Origin of the sequence: Achromobacter deleyi (genome assembly GCF_016127315.1) — a bacterium.
Lineage (GTDB): Bacteria > Pseudomonadota > Gammaproteobacteria > Burkholderiales > Burkholderiaceae_B > Achromobacter > Achromobacter insuavis_A.
This window is the reverse complement of sequence record NZ_CP065997.1, coordinates 384,944-404,371: the sequence shown is the minus strand read 5'-3', so window position 1 is coordinate 404,371 and position 19,428 is coordinate 384,944. Positions and strand designations below refer to the sequence as shown.

18 protein-coding genes are annotated in these 19,428 nt (G+C 69.2%); 3 read left to right on the top strand and 15 right to left on the bottom strand.

Annotation, left to right across the window (positions count from 1 at the left end):
* Positions 1-23: 23 nt before the first annotated feature.
* Both I6I07_RS01730 and I6I07_RS01725 read left to right on the top strand, forming a co-directional pair.
* Complete coding sequence (locus tag I6I07_RS01730) at positions 24-668, top strand: bifunctional 4-hydroxy-2-oxoglutarate aldolase/2-dehydro-3-deoxy-phosphogluconate aldolase (RefSeq protein ID WP_035360020.1); 645 nt, start codon at positions 24-26, stop codon at positions 666-668.
* On the top strand, positions 661-1,584 hold the full coding sequence (locus I6I07_RS01725) for a sugar kinase (RefSeq protein ID WP_198485496.1): 924 nt from the start codon (positions 661-663) through the stop codon (positions 1,582-1,584). Before I6I07_RS01730 ends, I6I07_RS01725 begins: the two co-directional genes overlap by 8 nt.
* Before the next feature lie 162 nt (positions 1,585-1,746).
* Here I6I07_RS01725 and I6I07_RS31825 read toward each other — a convergent pair whose 3' ends face one another.
* A complete protein-coding gene (locus I6I07_RS31825) occupies positions 1,747-1,875 on the bottom strand; it encodes a hypothetical protein (RefSeq protein WP_006226408.1) in 129 nt (42 codons plus the stop codon).
* Between the two features lie 364 nt (positions 1,876-2,239).
* Positions 2,240-3,199: a LysR family transcriptional regulator gene (locus I6I07_RS01720; protein ID WP_198485495.1), complete on the bottom strand. Its 960-nt coding sequence runs from the start codon at positions 3,197-3,199 to the stop codon at positions 2,240-2,242.
* A 223-nt stretch (positions 3,200-3,422) separates the two neighbouring features.
* Between I6I07_RS01720 and I6I07_RS01715 the strand changes: the two genes are divergently transcribed.
* Positions 3,423-4,358, top strand: coding sequence for a glycosyltransferase family 2 protein (locus tag I6I07_RS01715; RefSeq protein WP_198485494.1), 936 nt, complete (start codon positions 3,423-3,425; stop codon positions 4,356-4,358).
* Between the two features lie 40 nt (positions 4,359-4,398).
* Here the strand turns inward: I6I07_RS01715 and I6I07_RS01710 are convergent, their stop codons facing one another.
* The 13 genes from I6I07_RS01710 to I6I07_RS01650 form a co-directional block, all read right to left on the bottom strand.
* A complete protein-coding gene (locus I6I07_RS01710) occupies positions 4,399-5,142 on the bottom strand; it encodes an ABC transporter ATP-binding protein (RefSeq protein ID WP_198485493.1) in 744 nt (247 codons plus the stop codon).
* A complete protein-coding gene (locus I6I07_RS01705) occupies positions 5,142-6,935 on the bottom strand; it encodes an ABC transporter permease subunit (RefSeq protein WP_198485492.1) in 1,794 nt (597 codons plus the stop codon). Before I6I07_RS01705 ends, I6I07_RS01710 begins: the two co-directional genes overlap by 1 nt.
* Complete coding sequence (locus I6I07_RS01700; RefSeq protein WP_198485491.1) at positions 6,932-7,972, bottom strand: branched-chain amino acid ABC transporter permease; 1,041 nt, start codon at positions 7,970-7,972, stop codon at positions 6,932-6,934. Before I6I07_RS01700 ends, I6I07_RS01705 begins: the two co-directional genes overlap by 4 nt.
* Positions 7,973-8,099: 127 nt before the next feature.
* Entirely contained in the window at positions 8,100-9,248 is a 1,149-nt protein-coding gene (locus I6I07_RS01695) for an ABC transporter substrate-binding protein (RefSeq protein ID WP_198485490.1), read from the bottom strand.
* Between the two features lie 172 nt (positions 9,249-9,420).
* Entirely contained in the window at positions 9,421-10,149 is a 729-nt protein-coding gene (locus I6I07_RS01690) for an SDR family NAD(P)-dependent oxidoreductase (protein ID WP_198485489.1), read from the bottom strand.
* A 38-nt stretch (positions 10,150-10,187) separates the two neighbouring features.
* Positions 10,188-10,973, bottom strand: coding sequence for a cyclase family protein (locus tag I6I07_RS01685; protein ID WP_198485488.1), 786 nt, complete (start codon positions 10,971-10,973; stop codon positions 10,188-10,190).
* Positions 10,974-11,004: 31 nt separating this feature from the next.
* Positions 11,005-12,246, bottom strand: coding sequence for an SDR family NAD(P)-dependent oxidoreductase (locus tag I6I07_RS01680; RefSeq protein ID WP_198485487.1), 1,242 nt, complete (start codon positions 12,244-12,246; stop codon positions 11,005-11,007).
* A complete protein-coding gene (locus I6I07_RS01675) occupies positions 12,243-13,418 on the bottom strand; it encodes a thiolase family protein (protein ID WP_198485486.1) in 1,176 nt (391 codons plus the stop codon). Before I6I07_RS01675 ends, I6I07_RS01680 begins: the two co-directional genes overlap by 4 nt.
* Positions 13,415-15,046, bottom strand: a complete 1,632-nt coding sequence (locus tag I6I07_RS01670; RefSeq protein WP_198485485.1) for an AMP-binding protein — start codon at positions 15,044-15,046, stop codon at positions 13,415-13,417. The genes I6I07_RS01675 and I6I07_RS01670 overlap by 4 nt, the downstream gene beginning before the upstream one ends.
* Before the next feature lie 9 nt (positions 15,047-15,055).
* A complete protein-coding gene (locus I6I07_RS01665; RefSeq protein WP_198485484.1) occupies positions 15,056-15,547 on the bottom strand; it encodes an aromatic-ring-hydroxylating dioxygenase subunit beta in 492 nt (163 codons plus the stop codon).
* Complete coding sequence (locus tag I6I07_RS01660; RefSeq protein WP_198485483.1) at positions 15,544-16,857, bottom strand: aromatic ring-hydroxylating dioxygenase subunit alpha; 1,314 nt, start codon at positions 16,855-16,857, stop codon at positions 15,544-15,546. The genes I6I07_RS01665 and I6I07_RS01660 overlap by 4 nt, the downstream gene beginning before the upstream one ends.
* Positions 16,858-16,884: 27 nt before the next feature.
* Complete coding sequence (locus I6I07_RS01655) at positions 16,885-17,862, bottom strand: PDR/VanB family oxidoreductase (RefSeq protein ID WP_198485482.1); 978 nt, start codon at positions 17,860-17,862, stop codon at positions 16,885-16,887.
* A gap of 21 nt (positions 17,863-17,883) precedes the next feature.
* Positions 17,884-19,428 carry an indolepyruvate oxidoreductase subunit beta family protein gene (locus I6I07_RS01650; RefSeq protein ID WP_198485481.1) on the bottom strand — a complete coding sequence of 515 codons (1,545 nt, stop codon included), beginning with the start codon at positions 19,426-19,428 and terminating at the stop codon, positions 17,884-17,886.

Below are 19,428 nucleotides of genomic sequence, written 5' to 3'. Positions count from 1 at the left end.
CGCTCCGTCCCGAAAGGAATGCCATGACTGCTGCTCCCCTTGCTTCGAAGCTCGACGCCTTGCTCGCCGCCCGGGTGGTGCCCGTGCTGCGCTACCAGGACGCCGCCACCGCGGCCTATGCCGCCGAGGTGGCCGTGGCCGCCGGCTGCACCACGCTGGAACTGACCTGGACCATTCCCGGCGTCACCGACCTGGTGCGCGCGCTGCGCGACAAGCACGGCCCCGCGCTGCTGCTGGGCGTGGGCACGGTGCTGGACGAGACCCAGGCGCGCGAGGCCCTGGTGGCCGGCGCCGACTTCCTGGTGTCGCCGGCGCTGGCCACCGAGATCGTCGACCTGGCGCACGCCGCCGACGCCTTGTGCCTGCTGGGCGCCTTCACGCCCACCGAAGTGCTGGCCGCGCGCCGCGCCGGGGTCGACGTGGTCAAGGTGTTCCCGGCCGACACCGGCGGGCCCAAGCACTTGGCGGCGCTGAAGTCGGTCTACCCGGACACGGTGTTCTGCCCCACCGGCGGCGTCACGGCCGAGAACATGGCGTCGTACTTCGCCGCCGGCGCCGGCCTGGTCGGCATCGGCAGCAACCTCTACGACAAGGCCGCCTTCGCCGCGCGAGACACCGCCGCGCTGGTGGCGCAGATCACCCGCACCCGCGAGGCCGCCCATGGCTGATTTCGACATCGTCGCGCTGGGCGAGCCGCTGGTCGAACTGAACCAGACGCACCAGGACCAGCAGCAATACCTGCAAGGCTTCGGCGGCGACACCTCCAACGCCGTCATCGCCGCGGCCCGCCAGGGCGCGCGCTGCGCCTACCTGACGCGCGTCGGCGATGACGCCTTCGGCGCGCAGTTCCTGGCGCTGTGGCGCGCCGAGGGTGTGGATATCTCGGGCGTCGAGATCGACGCCACCGCGCACACCGGCCTGTACTTCGTGCAGCACGGCCCCGACGGCCACGCCTTCAGCTATCTGCGCCGCGGTTCCGCCGCCAGCCTGATGACGCCGGCCACGCTCGACGGCGGCCTGATCGAGCGCGCCCGTTTCCTGCATGTCTCGGGCATCAGCCTGGCGATCAGCACCAGCGCCTGCGACACGGTCTTCGCCGCCATCGCCCGCGCCCGCGCGGCCGGCGTGCAGGTCAGCCTGGATTCGAACCTGCGGCTGCGCCTGTGGCCGCTGGACCGGGCCCGCGCGGTGCTGCGCGAGGCGCTGTGCCACGCCGACCTGTTCCTGCCGAGCATGGACGACATGCAGCACCTGACCGGCAACGACGACCCCGAACGCACGCTGGACTGGATCCGCGACGCCGGGGCGACCGGCGTGGTGGTGCTGAAGCTGGGCAAGGACGGTTCGATCATCGACGACGGCAAGACGCGCGCCCCGGTGGCGGCTTTGCGGGTGGAGGCGGTGGACGCGACCGGCGCCGGCGACTGCTTCGCCGGCAGCCTGCTGGCGCGCCGTTGCCAGGGCGACGATTGGGCCGACGCGGTGCGCTACGCCAATGTGGCGGCGGCGCTGTCGACGCTGGGCTACGGCGCGGTCAATCCGCTGCCGCGCGCCGAAGCGGTGCTGGCGAAGCTGCGCGGCTGACGCTTCGCGCGGGCCTGGCTGCCGTCGCCCGGCCCGCGAAGGTTCGATCCGGCCTGCCGATCCAAACCTTCGGCCCAAACAAAAATCCCCGCCGGTTCGCACCAGCGGGGATTTTTTTCGATCAGGCCGCACGCCAGGAACCTGGCGCGGCCGGCGTGTCATTTAGACGCGCTTGATCTTTTCCAGCATCTTGAACACACCCTTGGGCGACTTGACGAACAAGCGCTTGAAGGCCTTGCCCAGGCAACGGCGTTCCAGGGTGTTGCGACGCACGCGTTTGCGTTCAGCCATGTTGATTCTCCTGTTGAATTTGCGGAAATCGGATTTGCGGGGCGAAGCGGGTCTTGCGGTTTGGCAAGGCTTCGACCCGACCGCACAACCGGATACTGGGCTGGCGGGGGAATTGGGTAACTTGGCATTCTAGCCTGAAAGTGGGGGGGGTGCCAATTTGAGGCTTTTCTTGGGGTTCAGGTCCTGATGTGATTTAACGGGGACGTAATGGTGCTTCGTAGGCCGCCCCTCGGGCAGGCGGACCGGGTGGCGGGCGCCCACGATTGCGGTCCGGAGCGAAGGCTCCGGACCGCAATCGTAGCCCCGCCCTCCCGCACCGCCCCCGCCACGCGCGGCTAAAGTACCCACCGCCCAGAAAAGAAAACTACCCAGCCGGCCCCAACTTAGGCCGAATAAAATCCATAAACGCCCGAGTCTTAGCCGGCTGAATACTCGACGGATAAACCACATAGATGGAAATGGGATCCACCGACCACCCCGGCAACACCCGCCGCAGCGAATTGCGCTTGATGATCGGATCCAGCGCCTGGCAATGCGGCATCCGCGTAATCGCCAGATCCAGCCCCGCCAGCGTCCCCGCGATGCTCATGTTGTTCGCCGCCAGATGCCCGCTCACCGGCACCTGCTCGCTCACCCGGCCGTTGTGCAGCGTCCAGTACGAATGCGCGTCGTCGATCGTCGTGCGCAGGCATTGGTGTTGCGTCAGGTCCGCCGGCGTCTTCGGCTCGCCGAAGCGTTCCAGATAGCGGTCCGACGCGTAAAGATAGTTGTCCAGCGATACCAGTTCCTGCACCACCGCGCCGTCGCTGCGGGGAGCGGGCGCCGCGCCGTTGCCGTTGTCGGCGTTGGCCACCGGATAGTCGCTGTTGCGGCCGAAACGCAGCACGATGTCGAACGGCGTGCCCTGGGCGTCCGACGCTGTCATCATGCTCAGGTCGAACTCGCACTCCACCTCGGGATAGTGGTCCGTGAAATCGTTGATCGTTTCCGGCAGCAGCCAGATCGCCAGGCTGTAGGGCATCGAGACCCGCAGATTGCCCGATGGGCCGCCCGACAGCGCCTGCAGTTGTTCGTGCGCCAGGCGGGCCTCGTCGATCAGGCCCTGGCAGCGGCTCATGTAGGCCGCGCCGGCTTCCGTCAGGTCGAGGCGGCGGGTGTTGCGGTTGATGAGGCGCAGGCCGATCGCGCGTTCCAGCTCGTTGATGCGGCGCGACAGCGTCGAGGTCGGCATGTTCAGCGCCCGGGCGGCCAGGCTGAAACTCTTGCGCTTGGCGACTTCTACAAACAGGGCAATGTCGTTGAGCTGGACGGTCGGGGCTTCCATAGGCGTTCCGGTGTGGGCCGCCCGAGTTTACGCCACTCCGGCGCCGCTCCCAACGCCGGCGCGGCGGATGGGAATCAGTCCGGGAATCCGCACCTTGTCAGATTTGATTGCAAATTTGCATGCCGTGGCATCAGTTGCCGTGGGCATATCCCCTACACTTCAGGCGAAAACACCATACCAAGACCGCAGCGGTTATCCGGAATCGCCAAGGGGCCCAGTTCGCATGATCGATACGCCGACGTTCTTCACCGTCCTGACGCCCACCTACAACCGGGCGGGGACGCTGCACAGGGTGTACGAATCGCTATCCCGCCAGACATTCCGGGATTTCGAGTGGGTGATCGTGGACGATGGCTCCACCGACAACACCCACGAAGCGGTGCTCGACTGGCAGCAGCGGGCCCGTTTCCCCATTCGCTACATCTGGCAGAACAACCAGCACAAGAAAACCGCCTTCAACCGCGGCGTGCGCGAAGCGCATGGCCAGCTGATCGTGGCGCTCGACAGCGACGACGAAATGCCGCCCGAGGCGCTGGCGACGTTCAAGGCGGCCTGGGAGGCTATTCCGCCGGCGCGGCGCGATTCCTACGTGGCGGTGACCGGCCTGTGCGCCCGGCCCGACGGCCGCATCGTCGGCGACCGCTATCCGCAGGACGTGTTCGACAGCACGGCGGTGGACGTGTATTTCCGCTACCGCATCAAGGGCGAGAAATTCGGCTGCATGCGCACCGACGTCCTCAAGAAGTATCCGTTTCCCGAAAACGTGGCGGGTTTCGTGCCCGAGAGCCTGGTGTGGTGGGCGATCGCGCGGGCCGGCTACCTCAGCCGCTTCATCAACCAGGTGGTGCGCACCTACCACGACACCCCGGGCAGCCTGAGCCGGGGTACGACGTCGGTGGCCAACAATGCCCAGGGCCTGTACCTGCTGGCCTGGGACATGCTGCAGCACCACCTGGAATTCTTCCGTTTCCGGCCGCGCGAATTCATCATGGCCGCGGCGCGCTACACCCGCTTCCGGCTGCACCTGAAGCATTCCGGCGTGCCGACGGCGCTGCAGGCCTATCGCCTGACCAACCCGTGGGCGCGGCTGATGGTGGGGATGATGTGGCCGCTGGGCTACGCGCTGTACCGCCGCGACCGGCGGCGCGGCGTGGCCTGAACGGCGGCCGGGCGTTCGCCGCGGCCGCCTTGCGGCGACGCTATGCCGAGGCCGGCGCGGCGTGGCCCAGGCCCAGGTAGACCTCGACCACGCGCGGGTCTTCGGCGACCTGGGCGGCGGGGCCTTCCAGCGTGACGCTGCCGGTTTCCAGCACGTAGGCGTAATCGGCCACCTGCAACGCGGCGCGCGCGTTCTGCTCGATCAGCAGGATCGACACGCCCATGCCGCGCAGCTGTTCGACGATGCGGAACACCTCGCGCACGATGCGCGGCGCCAGGCCCAGGCTGGGTTCGTCCAGCATCAGCAGGCGCGGCTTGGCCATCAGCGCGCGGCCCACCGCCAGCATCTGGCGTTCGCCGCCGGACAGCGTGCCCGACAGTTGCGCCCGGCGTTCGCGCAGGCGCGGGAACAGGTCATAGACCTCGGCCAGCGTCTGGTCCTGGTCGCGCAGGCCGCGGCGGAAGCGGTCGAAGGCGCCCAGCATCAGGTTGTCCTCCACCGACATCTCGGCGAACAGCTCGCGCTTTTCCGGCACCAGGTTCATGCCGGCCGCCACCATCTCCTCGATCTCGGCGTGTTCCTGGCGCCTGCCGCCGAACACGATCTCGCCGCGGGAGGGCAGCACGCCCATGATGGCCGACAGCAGGGTAGTCTTGCCGGCGCCGTTGGGGCCGATGACGGTGACGATCTTGCCCTCGTCCACCGACAGGCTGACGCCCGAGACGGCCTCGACCTTGTCGTAGGCCACGCGCAGGTCGCGCACTTCCAGCAGTTTCGCGCTCATCATTCCACTCCGCCCAGATAGGCTTCCAGCACCGCGGGGTTGTGCTGGATCTCGGCCGGCAGGCCCTCGGCGATCTTCTCGCCGAAGTCCATCACCACCACGCGATCCACCAGGCCCATCACGAAATCCATGTCGTGCTCGACCAGCAGGATCGCCATGCCCTCGGCCCGCAGCTTTTTCAGCAGTTCGGCCAGTTCGCGCTTTTCCTGGTAGCGCAGGCCGGCGGCCGGTTCGTCCAGCAGCAGGATGCAGGGATCCGACGCCAGCGCCCGCGCGATCTCCAGGATGCGTTGCTGGCCCAGCGCCAGCGAGCCGGCCTCGTCGTGCAGGTGCTTGCCCAGGCCGACGCGCTCGACCTGGCGCGCGGCCTCGGCCAGCAGCCGGGCCTCTTCGACGCGGTCCAGCCGCCAGGCGGCCGGCAGCACGCCGCGATGGCCGCGCAGGTGGGCGCCGATGGCGACGTTTTCCAGCACGCTCATGCGGCCCAGCAGGCGCACGTGCTGGAAGGTGCGCGACAGGCCCAGGCGGGCGATGCGGCGCGCGCCGGCGCCGGCCACTTGCTGGCCCAGCAGTGTGACCTGGCCGGAGGTGGGCGTGTCGACGCCCGAGATCTGGTTGAACATGGTGCTCTTGCCGGCGCCGTTGGGGCCGATCAGCGCCAGGATCTCGCCGGCGCGGATCTCAAGGTTCATGGCGTTGTTGGCGACCAGGCCGCCGAACTTGCGGGTCACGTCGACCGCCTTCAGCACCACCTCGCCGCGCGGCGGCATGGGCTTGCGCGGCAGCGGCTCGGCCTGGCCGTCGATCTGGCGCAGGCGCTTGCGCACCGGCACGCAGCGCGCCAGCACCGGCCACAGGCCGCCGCGGAAGCGGTGCAGCAGCAGCACCATGCCGAAGCCGAACACGATCACTTCGAAGTTGCCGGTCTGGCCCAGCAGCTTGGGCAGCCAGTCCTGCAGCCATTGCTTGAGCACCGTGAACACGCCGGCGCCCACCAGCGCGCCCCACACCTGGCCGGCGCCGCCGATGACGGTCATGAACAGGTATTCGATGCCCATCTGCAGGCCGAACGGGTTCGGATTGACGAAGCGCTGCATGTGCGCGTACAGCCAGCCCGAGGCGCAGGCCTGCAGCGCGGCGATGATGAAGATCACCATGCGCGAGCGGGCCGTGTCCACGCCCATCGACTCGGCCATGACACGGCCGCCCTTGAGGGCGCGGATGGCGCGGCCCTCGCGCGAGTCGAGCAGATTGCTGGTCGACCACATGGCCACCAGCAGGAAGGCCCAGATCAGGTAGTAGATCTCATCGCCCTGCGTCAGCGCCCAGCCGAACAGGTGGATGGCCGGCACGTCGGGGATGCCGGTATGGCCGCCCAGGCCTTCGACCGAGCCGAAGGCGAAGTACAGCGACAGGCCCCAGGCGATGGTGCCCAGCGGCAGGAAGTGGCCGGACAGCTTGAGCGTGATGGCGCCCAGCAGGTAGGCCACCACCAGCGTCAGCAACAGGCCGGCCAGCAGCGTCAGCCAGGGCGAGGCGCCGAGCCACGCCAGCCAGGCGGGCAGGGCGTCGGCGCGGGTGGTGAGCAGCGCGGTGGTGTAGGCGCCGATGCCGACGAAGGCGGCCTGGCCGAAGCTGGTCAGGCCGCCGACGCCGGTCAGCAGAACCAGCCCCAGCGCCACCATGGCGTACAGGCCGATGTAGTTCAGCAGCGTGACGTAGAACGGCGGCAACGCCAGCGGCGCGGCCGCCAGCAGCGCCAGGAACACGAGGACGAGGTGGCGCGGGGTCATTCTTCTTCTTCCTCGACGTGGTGGCTTTTCAGGGAGCGCCAGAGCAGCACGGGGATGATCAGCGTGAAGACGATGATCTCCTTGTAGGCGCTGGCCCAGAACGAGGAGAAGGCCTCGATCAGGCCGACCAGCACGGCGCCGGCGGCGGCCAGCGGGTAGCTCACCAGGCCGCCGATGATGGCGCCGACGAAGCCCTTCAGGCTGACCATGAAGCCGGAATCGAAATACATGGTGGTGATGGGCGCGATCAGGATGCCCGAGACGGTGCCGATCAGCGCCGCCAGGAAGAACGTGGCCTTGCCGGCGAACACCGGCGAAATGCCCATCAGGCGGGCGCCGAGCCGGTTGAAGGCGGCGGCGCGCAGCGCCTTGCCGTACATCGAGCGCTCGAAGAACTGGTACAGCACCACGATCAGCAGCGCCGACACCGCCACCACCCACAGCGCCTGGCTGTTGACGTTGACCGGGCCCAGCGTCAGGCTGGCGTCGCTGAATGGCGCGGTGCGCGCGCCCTCGGCGCCGAAGGCCAACAGGCCCAGGCCGACCAGCGCCAGGTGCACCGCGATCGACACGATCAGCAGCACCAGCGTCGAGGCCGAGGCGATCGGCTGATAGAACAGGCGGTACAGCTGCGGGCCCATCGGCACCACCAGCAACAGCGTCAGCAGCGCCTGCGCGGCCATCGGCAGCTGCGCCAGCGGCAGGCGGTAGAACAGCGCGGCCAGCGCCAGCGGGTACGCCACCTTGGCGGCGATGCGCCACAACGGCGCGCGGCGGCCGGGCCGTTTGGCGCGCGCCATCAGGTCGGCCACGGCCTCGGCCAGGGCGAAGGCCAGCAGCAGCCACACCAGCAGCACCGGTTTGCCGGCCTGCAGCGCGGCCATGGTGAGCGCGCCGAAGGCGACGAACTCGCCCTGGGGGATGAACAGCACGCGGGTAACGGTAAAGACCAGCAGGATGGACAAGGCCAGCAGCGCGTAGATGGCGCCATTGGTGATGCCATCCTGCCCGAGTATCAGGGCGATCTGAGCATTCATCGGTACTTCCGGATAACGGACAAATATCACCCCCCGAAGCGCTGCGCGCCTCCCCCGGGGGGCATGCCTGCGGACCGGCAAAGCCGGCTCCGCGGCATCTAGATGGGGCAGCGTTCAAGGGGAGGCTTTACTTCACCAGTGTCCAGTTGCCGTCCTTGACGGTGATGAGTTCGCGGCCGCGGTCGTCGAAGCCGCTGTGGTCGGCGGCGCTCATGTTGTAGACGCCCTGGGTGCCGACCAGCTCGCGGGTCTGCTCCAGCGCGTCGCGTAGCGCGCTGCGGAACTCCTTGGTGCCCGGCTTGCCGGCCTTTTCGGCCAGCGGGACGGCCTTTTCCAGCAACAGGCCGGCGTCGTAGACGTTGGCGCCGAAGGTGGCGGGCTTGGAGCCGTTGAGCTTCTCGTAGGCGGCGATGTAGTCGCTGGCGACCTTCTTGGACGGATTGCTGTCGGGCATTTCCGGCAGCACCAGCATCAGGCTGGCCGCCAGCACGGTGCCTTCGACCTTCTTGCCGCCGAGCTTGAGGAAGTCGGGCAGCGCGGCGCCGTGGGTCTGGTAGAACTTGCCCTTGTAGCCCTGGTCGAACAGCGTCGTCTGCGGCAGCACGCTGGCGGCGCCGGGGGCGGCGATCAGCACCGCGTCCGGCTTGGCCGCCAGGATCTTCAGGGCCTGGCCGGTGACCGAGCTGTCAAAGCGCAGGTAGCGCTCGTTGGCGGTGAGCTTGATGCCCTTTTCCGCCGCCAGGCCGGAGAACACCTTGTACCAGTTCTCGCCATAGGGATCGTTCAGGCCGATGAAGCCGACCGTCTTGATGCCGGTCTTGGCCATGTGGTCGACCAGCGCGCGGGCAATGATGTCGTCGTTCTGGGTGGTCTTGAAGACCCACTTCTTCTGCTCGTTCATCGGCAGCACGACGGCGGCGGTGCCCACCGGCGCCAGCATCGGCACGCCGGCCTCGGCGGCGAACTGGATCACGCCCATGGCGTTGGGCGAGCCCGACGGCCCGATCAGGGCGTCCACGTTCTGCTCGGTGATCAGCTTCTTGAAGGCGGTGACCGAGTTGGTGGAATCGCTGGCGTCATCCAGCGAGATGTATTCCACGGTCAGGTCGCCGATCTTCTTGGGCAGCAGCGGCACGGTGTTCTTTTGCGGAATGCCGACCAGCGCGGTGGGGCCGGTGGACGAGGTGACCACGCCGACCTTGACCTGGGCCAGGACGGGCAGGGAGACCAGCGTGGCCAGCACGGCGGCGGCCAGGGGGAGTTTCTTCGACAGCATGGCAAAACCTCCGGATAGGGGGCAGAGTGGGTGCGGCTGGAAAACGGAGAAAACGGATACCGCGGAAATTGCTTTTGGCTTCAACTTTCTGAGAGGCGAGGCACTGCACTGTAGACCCGGTCTCCGTGCTTACCTATCCGTCAAAACCCGAAGCGGATGCGTGGGACGCCGGTCAGATGGTGATGGAACTGACGCTGGCGCCGCCGCAGACGAACAGCGTCTGGCCGGTGACGAAGCTGTTGGCCGGGTCGGCGAAGAACATCACCGCCCGCGCCACGTCGTCCGAGCGTCCCAGGCGCTTGACCGGGATGCCGTTGGCCAGCTGCCTTTCGCGTTCGCTGCCGGGTTCGATCACTTCGTAGAACATGTCGGTCTGGATCGGGCCCGGGGCCACCACGTTGACGGTGATGCCGTAGGGCGCCAATTCCAGCGACCAGGTGCGCGCCATGCCGACCATGCCGGCCTTGGTGGCGGAATAGGCGGTGCGGGTGGGCAGGCCCAGCGCGCCGCGCGAGGACATCATGACGATGCGGCCGAACTTGCGCTCCTGCATGCCGGGCAGCGCCGCCTGCACCAGGCTGATGGCCGCGCCCAGGTGGATCTGGGTCAGGCCGTGCAGTTCCTCCTGGGTCACCTGCGGCAGCAGGTTGGGCCAGATGACGCCGGCGTTGTGGATAACGTGGCTGACCGGAAAGCGCGCGGCGATCTCGGCGCCGGCCTGGGCGGTGGCGTCGGCGTCCAGCAGGTCGACCTGCACGTTGTGCAGGCGCGGGTGGCTGAAGTCGGCGGCGCGGCGCGCCATCGAGATCACCTCATAGTCCGCGTCGAGCATGCTGCGGCAGATCTCGGCGCCGATGCCGGCGCTGCCGCCGGTGACGATGGCGACGTTGGTTTGCGTCATGGTGGATCCCCCTGTGTTCTGTTGTTATCGACGGCCGCTCAGGCGCGCGGCGCCAGCGCCAGCACCCGCAGCGGACTGCCCGAGCCGCTGCGGATCTTGAGCGGCGCCGAGAAGATCACCGCGCCGGTGGGCGGCAGCTGGTCCAGATTGGTCAGGCACTGCAGGCCGTAGCGGTTGTTGCCGTGCATGAAGTAGTGGCAGGGGTAGGGCGGGTTCAGGTGATGGGCCTGGCCGGCGTCGGTGCCCACCGACTCGGTGCCGAAGCCGTGCACGTCGCGTTCCTTGATGAGCCACGGCACCACCTCGGCGTCGGGGCCGGGCGAGTGGGCGCCGTCTTCCTTCATGTTCAGGTATTCGGCCGGCTTGGCGCGCTTGGACCAGTCGGTGCGCATCAGCACCCAGGAACGGGCCGGGATGCGGCCGTGCTGTTCCTCCCACTTCTTGACGAAGTCGATGGTCAGCAGGAAGTCGGGGTTGTCGCGGGCCTCGGCCGAACAGTCGATGACGCTGGCGCCGGCGATGAAGGCCTCGACCGGGATGGTGTCGACGGTGTTGTCGGGCTGGTCCTTGCCGGTGACCCAGTGCACCGGCGCGTCGAAGTGGGTGCCGGTGTGCTCGGAGCAGGAGAAGTTGTTCCAGTACCAGGCCGGGCCGCGCTCGTCATAGCGCGAGATTTCCTCGATGCGGAAGGGCCAGGCCTGGCCGAATTCCGGCGGCAGCACGATGGTGGGGAATTCGGGCGTCAGCGTCTCGGTCAGGTCCACCAGGCGGATGCGGCCCGACACCAGTTCGGTCATGAATTGCGCAAGTATGGGTTGGCTCATCTGTTGCTCCTTTGGTTTTCGGGTCGGGGCGTCAGGCGCCCAGTTCGCGTTCCAGTCCCTTGGGGTTTTCCGCCAGCCGCGCGCGGAATTCCTGTGCCACGTCGCCGACGTACACGTCCTCGACGCCTTCCTTCAGCGCGCGCACGATGGCGCCCGCGATCGCCGCAGGGGCCACGCGCGGGGGCGGCGTGCGCTGCTCCCATTCGTGGTCCACCGGGCCGGGAAACACATTCACCACGCGCACGCCGGCCGGCCGCAGCTCGGCCCGCAGGCATTGCGCCAGCGACAGCGCGGCGGCCTTGGAGGCCGACCACATGCCGCGCGCGGGCAGGTTGACGTGGGCGTAGATCGACAGCACGTTGACCCAGGCCGTGGCGTTGTTGACGCCGTCGGCGGCGCGGCCGCACAGCGCCGGGCCGAAGCCCTGCGCCAGCCGCATCAGGCCCAGCACGTTGACGTCCATCGCGTCACGGGCGGTGTTGACGTCCTTGCGGCCGAGCAGGCCGCCTTCGCGTTCCAGGTCGGCGGTGTTGACGAGGATCTCGACCTTGCCGCCGATCGACGCGGCCGCGCGCTCGACCGAATCGCCATCGGTCACGTCCAGCGCCAGCGCCTGCACCCGCGGATCGGCCGCCAGCGCGTCGAAGGCGGCGTCGCGGCGCCAGGTCTGCGGATCGCCGACGAACACCGTCGGGCTGCCGGCGTCCAGCAGGGCGCGCGCCACCGCCATGCCCACCGCCGACTTGCCGTCGGTGACCAGCGCCCGGCGGAATTTCGGATCGCACGAGGTCTCGCGCAGGGTCTTGTCGTCTTCCATGTTGGGCGTATTCCTTTCGGGCAGGGCGATCATCACGGCCTGGCCGCCGCGGTCCAGTTTCAGCGCCAGCCGCACGCGGGCGCCGTCGGCGCAGTCCTGGTGCACGTGCGCCACCACCGACGGGCCGGCGTCCATGCGCACCGTGCCCACGCGCCACGGCAGGCGTTCACGGAAATAGAGGTCGTTGCTGTGATGCAGGGTGGTGCTGACCAGCAGCTCGCCGTGCGGGTCCACCGGCCGCCAGGGCAGGTGTTCCGACAGGCAATGGCCGCAGACTTCGCGCGGCGGGTATTGCACCGCGCCGCAATCGGCGCAGGTCTGCAGTTCGAAGCGGCCCTCGGCGGCCGCGGCGGTCAGCCCCAGCGCCGCGCGGCTGCGGGCGCCGGGCGGCAGGGTCGGCTGGCGCGTACGCGCCACGGGATTCTTGCGTGGCGGCTTGGCTAGCGGCTCGGTCATGCGTCGCTCCTGGCCAGGATGGCCGCGGCGGTGCACAGCCCGCGGTCGTAATTGATCATGCCGAAGCCGCTGACCAACCCCAGGCGCGCGTCGGCCACCTGGGTGCCGCCGGCGGTGCCAGTCAGCTGGCGCAGCGCCTCGACCATGCCGAGATAGCCGCCGGCGGCGCCGGCCTGGCCCACCGACAGCTGGCCGCCGTTGGTGTTGAACGGCAAGCTGCCGTCGACGGTGAAGGTGTTGGCGCGCACGAATCGCGGCGCCTCGCCCTTGGCGCAGAAGCCCAGGTCTTCCATCTGCATCAGGTTGATGACCGGGTAGTCGTCGTAGGCCTGCAGGAAATCCATGTCGGCGGGGGCCGCGCCGGCCATGCCGTAGAGTTCGTCGATGTCCATGGTCCAGCCGCCGCGGGTCTGGATCGGGTCCTCGATCCAGGCGTTGTGGCGCTCGATGGTGGACAGGATGCGGGCGTAGGGCAGGTTCAGCGCCCGCGCCCGGTCTTCGCTCATGACCAGGAAGCCGTCGGCGCCGGCGCAGGGCATGACGCAGTCGAACAGGTGGATCGGGTCGGTGATGACGCGCGCGTCCAGGTACTGCTTGAGCGTCAGCGGCTTTTTCATCAACGCGGGCGGATAGCGCAGGGCGTTGTCGCGCTGCGCCACGCAGACCTTGCCGAAGTCCTCGCGGGTGGCGCCGGTGCTGCGCATGTAGTGCGCGGTCAGCAGCGCGAAGCTGGCGTTGGGGCCGCCGGCGCCGTAGGGGTAGACGGCGTCCTGGGCGAAGCGCGAGAACTGGCTGACGGTGTTGCGGAACGAGTCGACCTGGTTGGTGTCGCCCGCGAGGCAGGCGACGATGCCGGCGTCGCCTGCCTGCACCGCGCGCGCGGCGCGGCGCAGGGCGCCCACGCCACTGGCGCCGCCCATGGGGATATGGTCGAGCCAGCGCGGGCTCATGCCCAGGTGCTGGGTCAGGCCCACGGCGGTGTCCGGCGCCAGCGTGAAGCTGGACACGCACAGGCCGTCGACGTCGGTCTTGGCGATGCCGGCCTGGCGGATCAGCGCGCCCAGCGCGCGGCCCAGCCACCAATGCGCGGCATGGGTGGAGTAGCGCTCATACGGAATGCTGACGGGCAGGGCCGCCACCACGCCGTCGTAGCGGGCGCGCGGCGGGGTCATCGGGCCGGCTCCTGGCGTTTCTTCATGGCGGTGGTGTCGACGCAGCGGGCGGTGCCGGGCAGCGTCGGCGCCAGCGCCTTCATTTCGCCGCGCTGGATCTTGTTGGTGGTGGTGAGCGGCAGGCTGTCGACGAAGGCGACGTAGCCGGGCGCCTTGTAGTAGGCCAGCTGTTGCAGGCTCCACTGCACGATGTCGCGGGCCGCGTCGGCGCGGGCGGATGCGTCGGCGGGCGCGGTTTCCGCCACTACGCAAGCCAGCACCTCGTCGCCGCGCACCGGGTCGGGCACGGCGGCCACCGCCACCGCTTTGACCAGCGGATGCTGCAGCAGCACGCTTTCGACTTCCACCGCCGAGATGTTCTCGCCGCTGCGGCGGATCACGTTCTTCTTGCGGTCGACGAAGCGCAGGGCGCCGTCGGCCTCGCGACGCACGATGTCGCCGGTGTGGAACCAGCCGTCTTCCCAGGCCTGCGAGGTGGCGTCCGCGTCCTTCAGGTAGCCGGCGAAGAAGCCGTAGCGCGGGTCATCGCCGGCGTGGCGCACCAGCAGCTCGCCCGGCTCGCCGGCGGCGGCCTCGCCGCCGTGGTCGGCGACGATGCGCACCGCCACGTCGCCTTCTTCGCGGCCGAAGCAGCTGCTGCCGATGTGGCGCGGCTCCTGGTTGGCGATGATGACGGCGCCGGCGCCGGTCTCGGTCATGGCCCAGGCTTCCAGCAACGGGAAGCCGAAGCGCGCCTCGAACGGTTCATGCAGCTTGCGGTCGACCCCGGCGCCGAAGCCGAAGCGGATCGCCGGCTGCCGGTCCCGCGCCGAGGGTTCGGCCTTCATCAGGATCGCCGGCATCACGCCCAGGTAGTGCAGCACGGTGGCGCCGGAATCGCGCACGCTGTCCCACCAGGTCTTGGGGTGGAAGCGGTCCAGCGGAATCAGGCAGCCGCCGGTCAGCACCATGGCCATGGCGGAATAGGCCATGGCGTTCATGTGCACCAGCGGCAGCGGCGTCAGCATGCGTTCCTCGCCGGGGCGCAGTTGGGCCAGGCCGCCGATGCGGGCGTACCAGCCGCCCGCGTGCAGGAAATAGCGGTTCGGCAGGATGCAGCCCTTGGGGCGGCCGGTGGTGCCGGACGTGTACAGCAGCGCGCATTCGGTCAGTGCGTCGGGCGTGCCCGCCAGCGGCGCGGGGAAGGGCGCGGCGGGCGGGGCGTCGTCCGGGCCCATCACGCGCAGCGGCCGGCCGGCGCGCTCGGCGGCGGCCAGCAGGTCGGCGTGGCGCTCGGGCAGGGCCACCACCAGCGCGATCTCGGAATGGCCGGTCAGGTATTCCAGTTCGGCCGCGCGCAGGTCGGGATTGATCGGCACCACCGACACGCCCAGCGCGTTCAGCGCGAACCAGTGCAGGAAGAAGGCCGGCCGGTTCTCCAGCAGCAGGCCGGCGCGGTGGCCGTGGCCGTAGCCGGCGCGGGCGTAGGCCGCGCGCAGCGTCTCGATGGCGCTGGCCGCCTGCGCGTAGCCCAGCTCGCCGGCGCCGATGCCGTAGATGTCGGCGGTTTCCGGCAGGATGCACAGGAAGGGCCGGGCGCCATGCCGGGCCGCGGTGTCCAGGAATGCCTGGTGGACGGTGGTGCTCACAAGCCGCTCCTACATGAACAATTGGATGTTGCCGAACGCGGCGTCGCAGTTCACCAGGTCGACGCGTTTCAGACGGATGCGCAGCGCGCCGTCCTGCTCCACCAGGTGATGGGTGGTCCAGCCGGCATACAGGGTCTGCGCGTCCTGGCGCGTCTCGACGTAATGGAAGGCGGTGCGCACCACGTGGCGGCCCTGGTCCGGCGCCGAATCGGGATGGTCGTGTTCGACCGTGGGCGCCTGCAGCAGGTGGTGGCAGCGGCTCTTGGGCTGCTGCGAGAAGGTGCGCTGGCCGGCCAGGCGCTCGACGCGCACGCGCAGCAGCAGCTTGTCCTCGTACATCAGCGAGGCGTGCAGCCGGGCGTCGGTCTGGTCGTGGGCCAGCGGCATCCAGTAGTAGCCATCATCGGCGTACAGCTCGAGCCAGTCCTCGAAGCGCAGCTCGTCGAGCAGGCGCGCCTCGGCGTAGACGAAATCGATCAGGTCGCGGTCGCTGAAGCTCATGCCTGCTCCGTCATGTAGCGGCCCCATGCGCGGTACTGGTTGCGCATCTGCCATTCGTTGGTGCCGTTGGTGGTGATGTTCTTCTGGCCGAGCTCGGCCGGGTCGTAGAGGCGGCCGACGTTGACCCAGTCGCGGGCGCGCGATTGCAGGCCGTCCTGGGCGCGCTCGTACATCTCCAGGTCGTCATGGCCGACCACCGAGGTGGGCGCGTTGATCAGGCGGTTGTACATGAGGGTGCGTTCCAGCAGCAGGTCGGGCGCGCCGACCAGGCGGAAGGTCCACGACTCCACCAGGGTGCGGTCGGCGGCGATCGGCTTGAACACGCGCAGGGTCTGGATCGGGCCCTTGACCATGATGTTGGGGAAGTACACGGTGTTGTGGCGCACGTCGCCCAGGATCTGGCGGGCGCGCTCCTCGCCGTAGGCGGCGACCATGGATTCCCAGTAACCCGGAATGCCCGAATAGGCGGCGTGGATCGAATCGGACACGCCGGTGTGGCCGTGGCCGTTTTCCCAGACGCGGATGCCCATGTTCTCGAAGAACTCGTAAGGCGAGATGAACGGCGCGAACAGTTCCACCGCCATCGGCTTGGGGGTGCCGGCCGGGGCCTGCTCCCAGACCTTGACGGCAGTGCCGGCCGACGATTCGTGCGCCACCATCGGGTGGCAGGTGTCGGTCTGGTTGTCGACCAGCATCTTCCAGTTGCAGCGGTGCATGTAGCGCAGCACGCCGCCGGCCACTTCCAGCCGGCCCTCGGGCGAGCGGTCGACCATGTTGTCCAGCGTCGACAGCGCATCGCCGAAGAAGTCCTCGAACGACTGGCCGTTGGGATTCAGGCGGCAGAACACGAAGCCGCGGTGGTTGCGCACGTCTTTGACCGCCGCCATGCCCTGGCTGGCCTCGCACTGCTCCAGGCCGGTGTTCTCGTAGCCCTTCTTCAGCGGGATCGACAGCAGGCTGCCGTCGGTCTTGAAGGTCCAGGCATGGTACGGGCAGCGGAAGAACTTGCCGGTGTTGCCGCAGGCGTCGCCCGCCACCATAGTGCCCTTGTGCGGACAGCGGTTGTGCAGCACGCGCACCGAGCGGTCGCTGTGGCGAACCATCACCACCGGCTGGTTGCCGACGGTGGTGGTGATGTAGTCGCCGGGGTTGGGCACCTGGCTGTCGTGGCCGACGTAGACCCAGGTGTTGGCGTACAGCCGCTCCATCTCCAGGTCGAACAGTTCGTCGTCGATGAACAGGTCCTTGTGCACCTCGGTCTCGCGCAGCAGGGCGCGGATGGCATCGGGGTTGTCGCGGTATTTGGCCATGCTGGTCTCCTCTTGTCGCGCCCGGCCCTACAGGTCCAGCACCAGGCGCGCCGACTTGGCGCGCGAGATACAGATCTGGATGATCTTGCCGCTGGCCTTCTCGGTATCCGACAGGTAGTAGTCGCGGTGGTCGGGCTCGCCTTCCAGCACGGTGGCCTGGCACACGCCGCATTCGCCGCGCTTGCAGTCGTACATCGGGTCGCAGCCTTCCTCCTCCATCACGTCGACGATGGTCTTGTCGGCGGGGATGGTCAGCACCCGGCCGGACTGGCGCAGTTCGACCTCGAAGGGTTGGTCGCCCGCCTGCGGCGCGGCGCTGGCGAACAGTTCGAAATGGATGTGGGCGTCGGGCCAGTGGCGCGCGCGCGCTTCCTGGATGACGGCGTCGATCAGGCCCTTGGGGCCGCAGACGTACAGGTGCTGGCGCGGATGGGCGGCGTCCAGCAGCGCCTTCAGGTCGAAGCGGCAGGTCGCGTCGTCGTCGGCGTGCGGCACCAGCGCGTCGCCGGCCAGCGCCTGCAGTTCCGGCAGGAACGCCAGCTGGTCGCGGCTGCGGCCGCTGTAGTGCAGTTCGAAGGCGCGGCCGGCGGACTTGAGCGCGGCGGCCATCGACGCCACCGGCGTGATGCCGATGCCGCCGGCGATCAGCACCACCGGCTCGTCGCCGGCCGGGGCCTCGTGCAGCGGGAAATCGTTCTTGGGCCCTTCGACGCTGAGCGTGTCGCCCACCGCCAGTCCATGCATGTGGCGCGAGCCGCCCGCGCTGGCTTCCTCCAGCCGCACGCCCAGGCGGTATTCGACGGGTTCGGCGAAGCGGCCGGCTTCCGGCGCCAGTTGCACCAGCGAGTAGCAGCGCGGCTCGCGCAGGCCCGGCACGCTGACCTTCAGGTGGGCGCCGGGGCCGAAGGCGGGCAGGGCGCCGCCGTCCTCGCGCGCCAGGCGCAGCGAACGGATCAGCGGCGATTCCTGCCGGACTTCACGGACGATGAGTTTCAGGGTTTGCACGGCGTCGTCTCTATCTCGATGTCAGGCGGCCAGTTTCTCGGCCAGTTGGCGTTCCATGGGGCCGCATTTCTCGTCGGCCAGCGCGGCCTGGCGCAAGGCGCGCAGCGAGGCCGCGGCGTCGGGCCGGCCCGCCAGCTTGGCGGCGGCCGCGATCAGCTGGCGGTACTTGCCGCCGCCGCGCACGTGGGTGTCGCTGTAGCCCTTGACCAGGCGGCGGCAGTTCACCGTCTCGACCGCCAGGTCGTAGTCGCGCGGCGCCAGGCTGGCGATCAGGTCGAGCCATTGCGCCAGGCCCTCGGATTCGATCTGGTGGCGCAGCGTGCGGCGGCGGAAGCGCCGCATGCCGGCCAGCGTGTACAGCATCAGGAACCCGCCCAGCGTGCCGCTCTGCATGCGGCGGCCCTTGCCCAGGCGGCGTTCGACGAAGCCGCCGAACGCCTTCGATCGTTCGAGCCAGCGGCCCAGGCCGGCCGGCAGCGTGCCGCAGATCTCTTCCAGCCGCGGGTGCATGAATTCGGTGGTGTAGACCAGCTGGTCGGGCTTGGCGCCGACCTCGGCGCGCACCCGTTCGAAGCGCGTGCCGCGCGTCTTCAGGTCGGCCACGCGGATCACGTCGTCGTAGGCCATGGCGGTGGCCAGGTAGCGCGCGGCGGCACAGGTCAGTGCCCATTGTTTCGATTCACCGCCGTGGCGCGCGTCCAGTTCGCGGATCGCCGTCATGCGGGTCAGGTAGTCCTCGGCGTACGCCAGGTCCTGGAACTCGATCTGGCGGCGCACGCCGGCTGTCAGCATGGGCTGCGCACAGGCGGGGAAGTCGCGCTGGATGCGGTCCAGCAGCGCCTGCGCCGCCGGGCTGGCGGCGCGTTCGGGCACGACCGGCTGCGGACGGGTCAGGTCGATCGCGGCCGGTTGCGCGGGCGCCTGGTCGGCGGCCTCGAAGCCGAGCGCGAAGGCGCGCAGGCTGGCGTCCACGCCGACGCCGGCGCGGCGCACGGTGGCCTCGAAGTCATGGCGCGAGAACGGCAGCGCGCCGCTGCCGGCGACGGCGCCGAACAGGCTGGCGCTGATGACGCTGCCGGCGCGGTCGGCCAGGTCCTGCAGGTCGAAGCAGAGGAAGCGGCGGGCCGCGGCGCGGCCGGCTTCCAGCACCTTGTTGGGATCGGCGATGCCGTTGCCGGGCGCCGACTTCTCGCTGACCGCGTAGCTGCGATGCGACGAGGCGATCAGCACGCTGCGGTCGGGCGTGACCAGCCCGCGCTGGATGGCGCGGCCGCCTTCCATCAGCTCGGCCGCCACCACCAGGTCGACGTCGCCCGGGGTGGGCATCAGCGCCAGCGCGGGCGGACGGCCGGCGCGGGTCACGTCGGACTCGGGCAGCAGTTCCAGGTAATAGATGGTGGCGCCGGTGCGTTGCGCCACGCCCGGCACCGAGGTGGTCTGGGCCCACCAGCCGGCGTGCTCGGCCATGTCGACGATCCAGTCGGCCAGCACGCCGCCGCCCTGGCCGCCCATGGCCAGGATGGCGATCTTGATGGGAGTGCCTTGCTGCAATGCCACCGGGTTCAT

What these genes read in the sequence shown, in the direction of transcription:
- I6I07_RS01730 (WP_035360020.1), top strand. Translation starts at nt 24, where the DNA reads ATGACTGCTGCTCCCCTTGCTTCGAAGCTCGACGCCTTGCTCGCCGCC.
- I6I07_RS01715 (WP_198485494.1), top strand. Translation starts at nt 3,423, where the DNA reads ATGATCGATACGCCGACGTTCTTCACCGTCCTGACGCCCACCTACAAC.
- I6I07_RS01705 (WP_198485492.1), bottom strand. Translation starts at nt 6,935, where the DNA reads ATGACCCCGCGCCACCTCGTCCTCGTGTTCCTGGCGCTGCTGGCGGCC.
- I6I07_RS01680 (WP_198485487.1), bottom strand. Translation starts at nt 12,246, where the DNA reads ATGACCGAGCCGCTAGCCAAGCCGCCACGCAAGAATCCCGTGGCGCGT.
- I6I07_RS01690 (WP_198485489.1), bottom strand. Translation starts at nt 10,149, where the DNA reads ATGACGCAAACCAACGTCGCCATCGTCACCGGCGGCAGCGCCGGCATC.
- I6I07_RS01685 (WP_198485488.1), bottom strand. Translation starts at nt 10,973, where the DNA reads ATGAGCCAACCCATACTTGCGCAATTCATGACCGAACTGGTGTCGGGC.
- I6I07_RS01665 (WP_198485484.1), bottom strand. Translation starts at nt 15,547, where the DNA reads ATGAGCTTCAGCGACCGCGACCTGATCGATTTCGTCTACGCCGAGGCG.
- I6I07_RS01675 (WP_198485486.1), bottom strand. Translation starts at nt 13,418, where the DNA reads ATGACCCCGCCGCGCGCCCGCTACGACGGCGTGGTGGCGGCCCTGCCC.
- I6I07_RS01725 (WP_198485496.1), top strand. Translation starts at nt 661, where the DNA reads ATGGCTGATTTCGACATCGTCGCGCTGGGCGAGCCGCTGGTCGAACTG.
- I6I07_RS01695 (WP_198485490.1), bottom strand. Translation starts at nt 9,248, where the DNA reads ATGCTGTCGAAGAAACTCCCCCTGGCCGCCGCCGTGCTGGCCACGCTG.
- I6I07_RS31825 (WP_006226408.1), bottom strand. Translation starts at nt 1,875, where the DNA reads ATGGCTGAACGCAAACGCGTGCGTCGCAACACCCTGGAACGCCGTTGC.
- I6I07_RS01720 (WP_198485495.1), bottom strand. Translation starts at nt 3,199, where the DNA reads ATGGAAGCCCCGACCGTCCAGCTCAACGACATTGCCCTGTTTGTAGAA.
- I6I07_RS01660 (WP_198485483.1), bottom strand. Translation starts at nt 16,857, where the DNA reads ATGGCCAAATACCGCGACAACCCCGATGCCATCCGCGCCCTGCTGCGC.
- I6I07_RS01700 (WP_198485491.1), bottom strand. Translation starts at nt 7,972, where the DNA reads ATGAATGCTCAGATCGCCCTGATACTCGGGCAGGATGGCATCACCAAT.
- I6I07_RS01710 (WP_198485493.1), bottom strand. Translation starts at nt 5,142, where the DNA reads ATGAGCGCGAAACTGCTGGAAGTGCGCGACCTGCGCGTGGCCTACGAC.
- I6I07_RS01650 (WP_198485481.1), bottom strand. Translation starts at nt 19,428, where the DNA reads ATGAACCCGGTGGCATTGCAGCAAGGCACTCCCATCAAGATCGCCATC.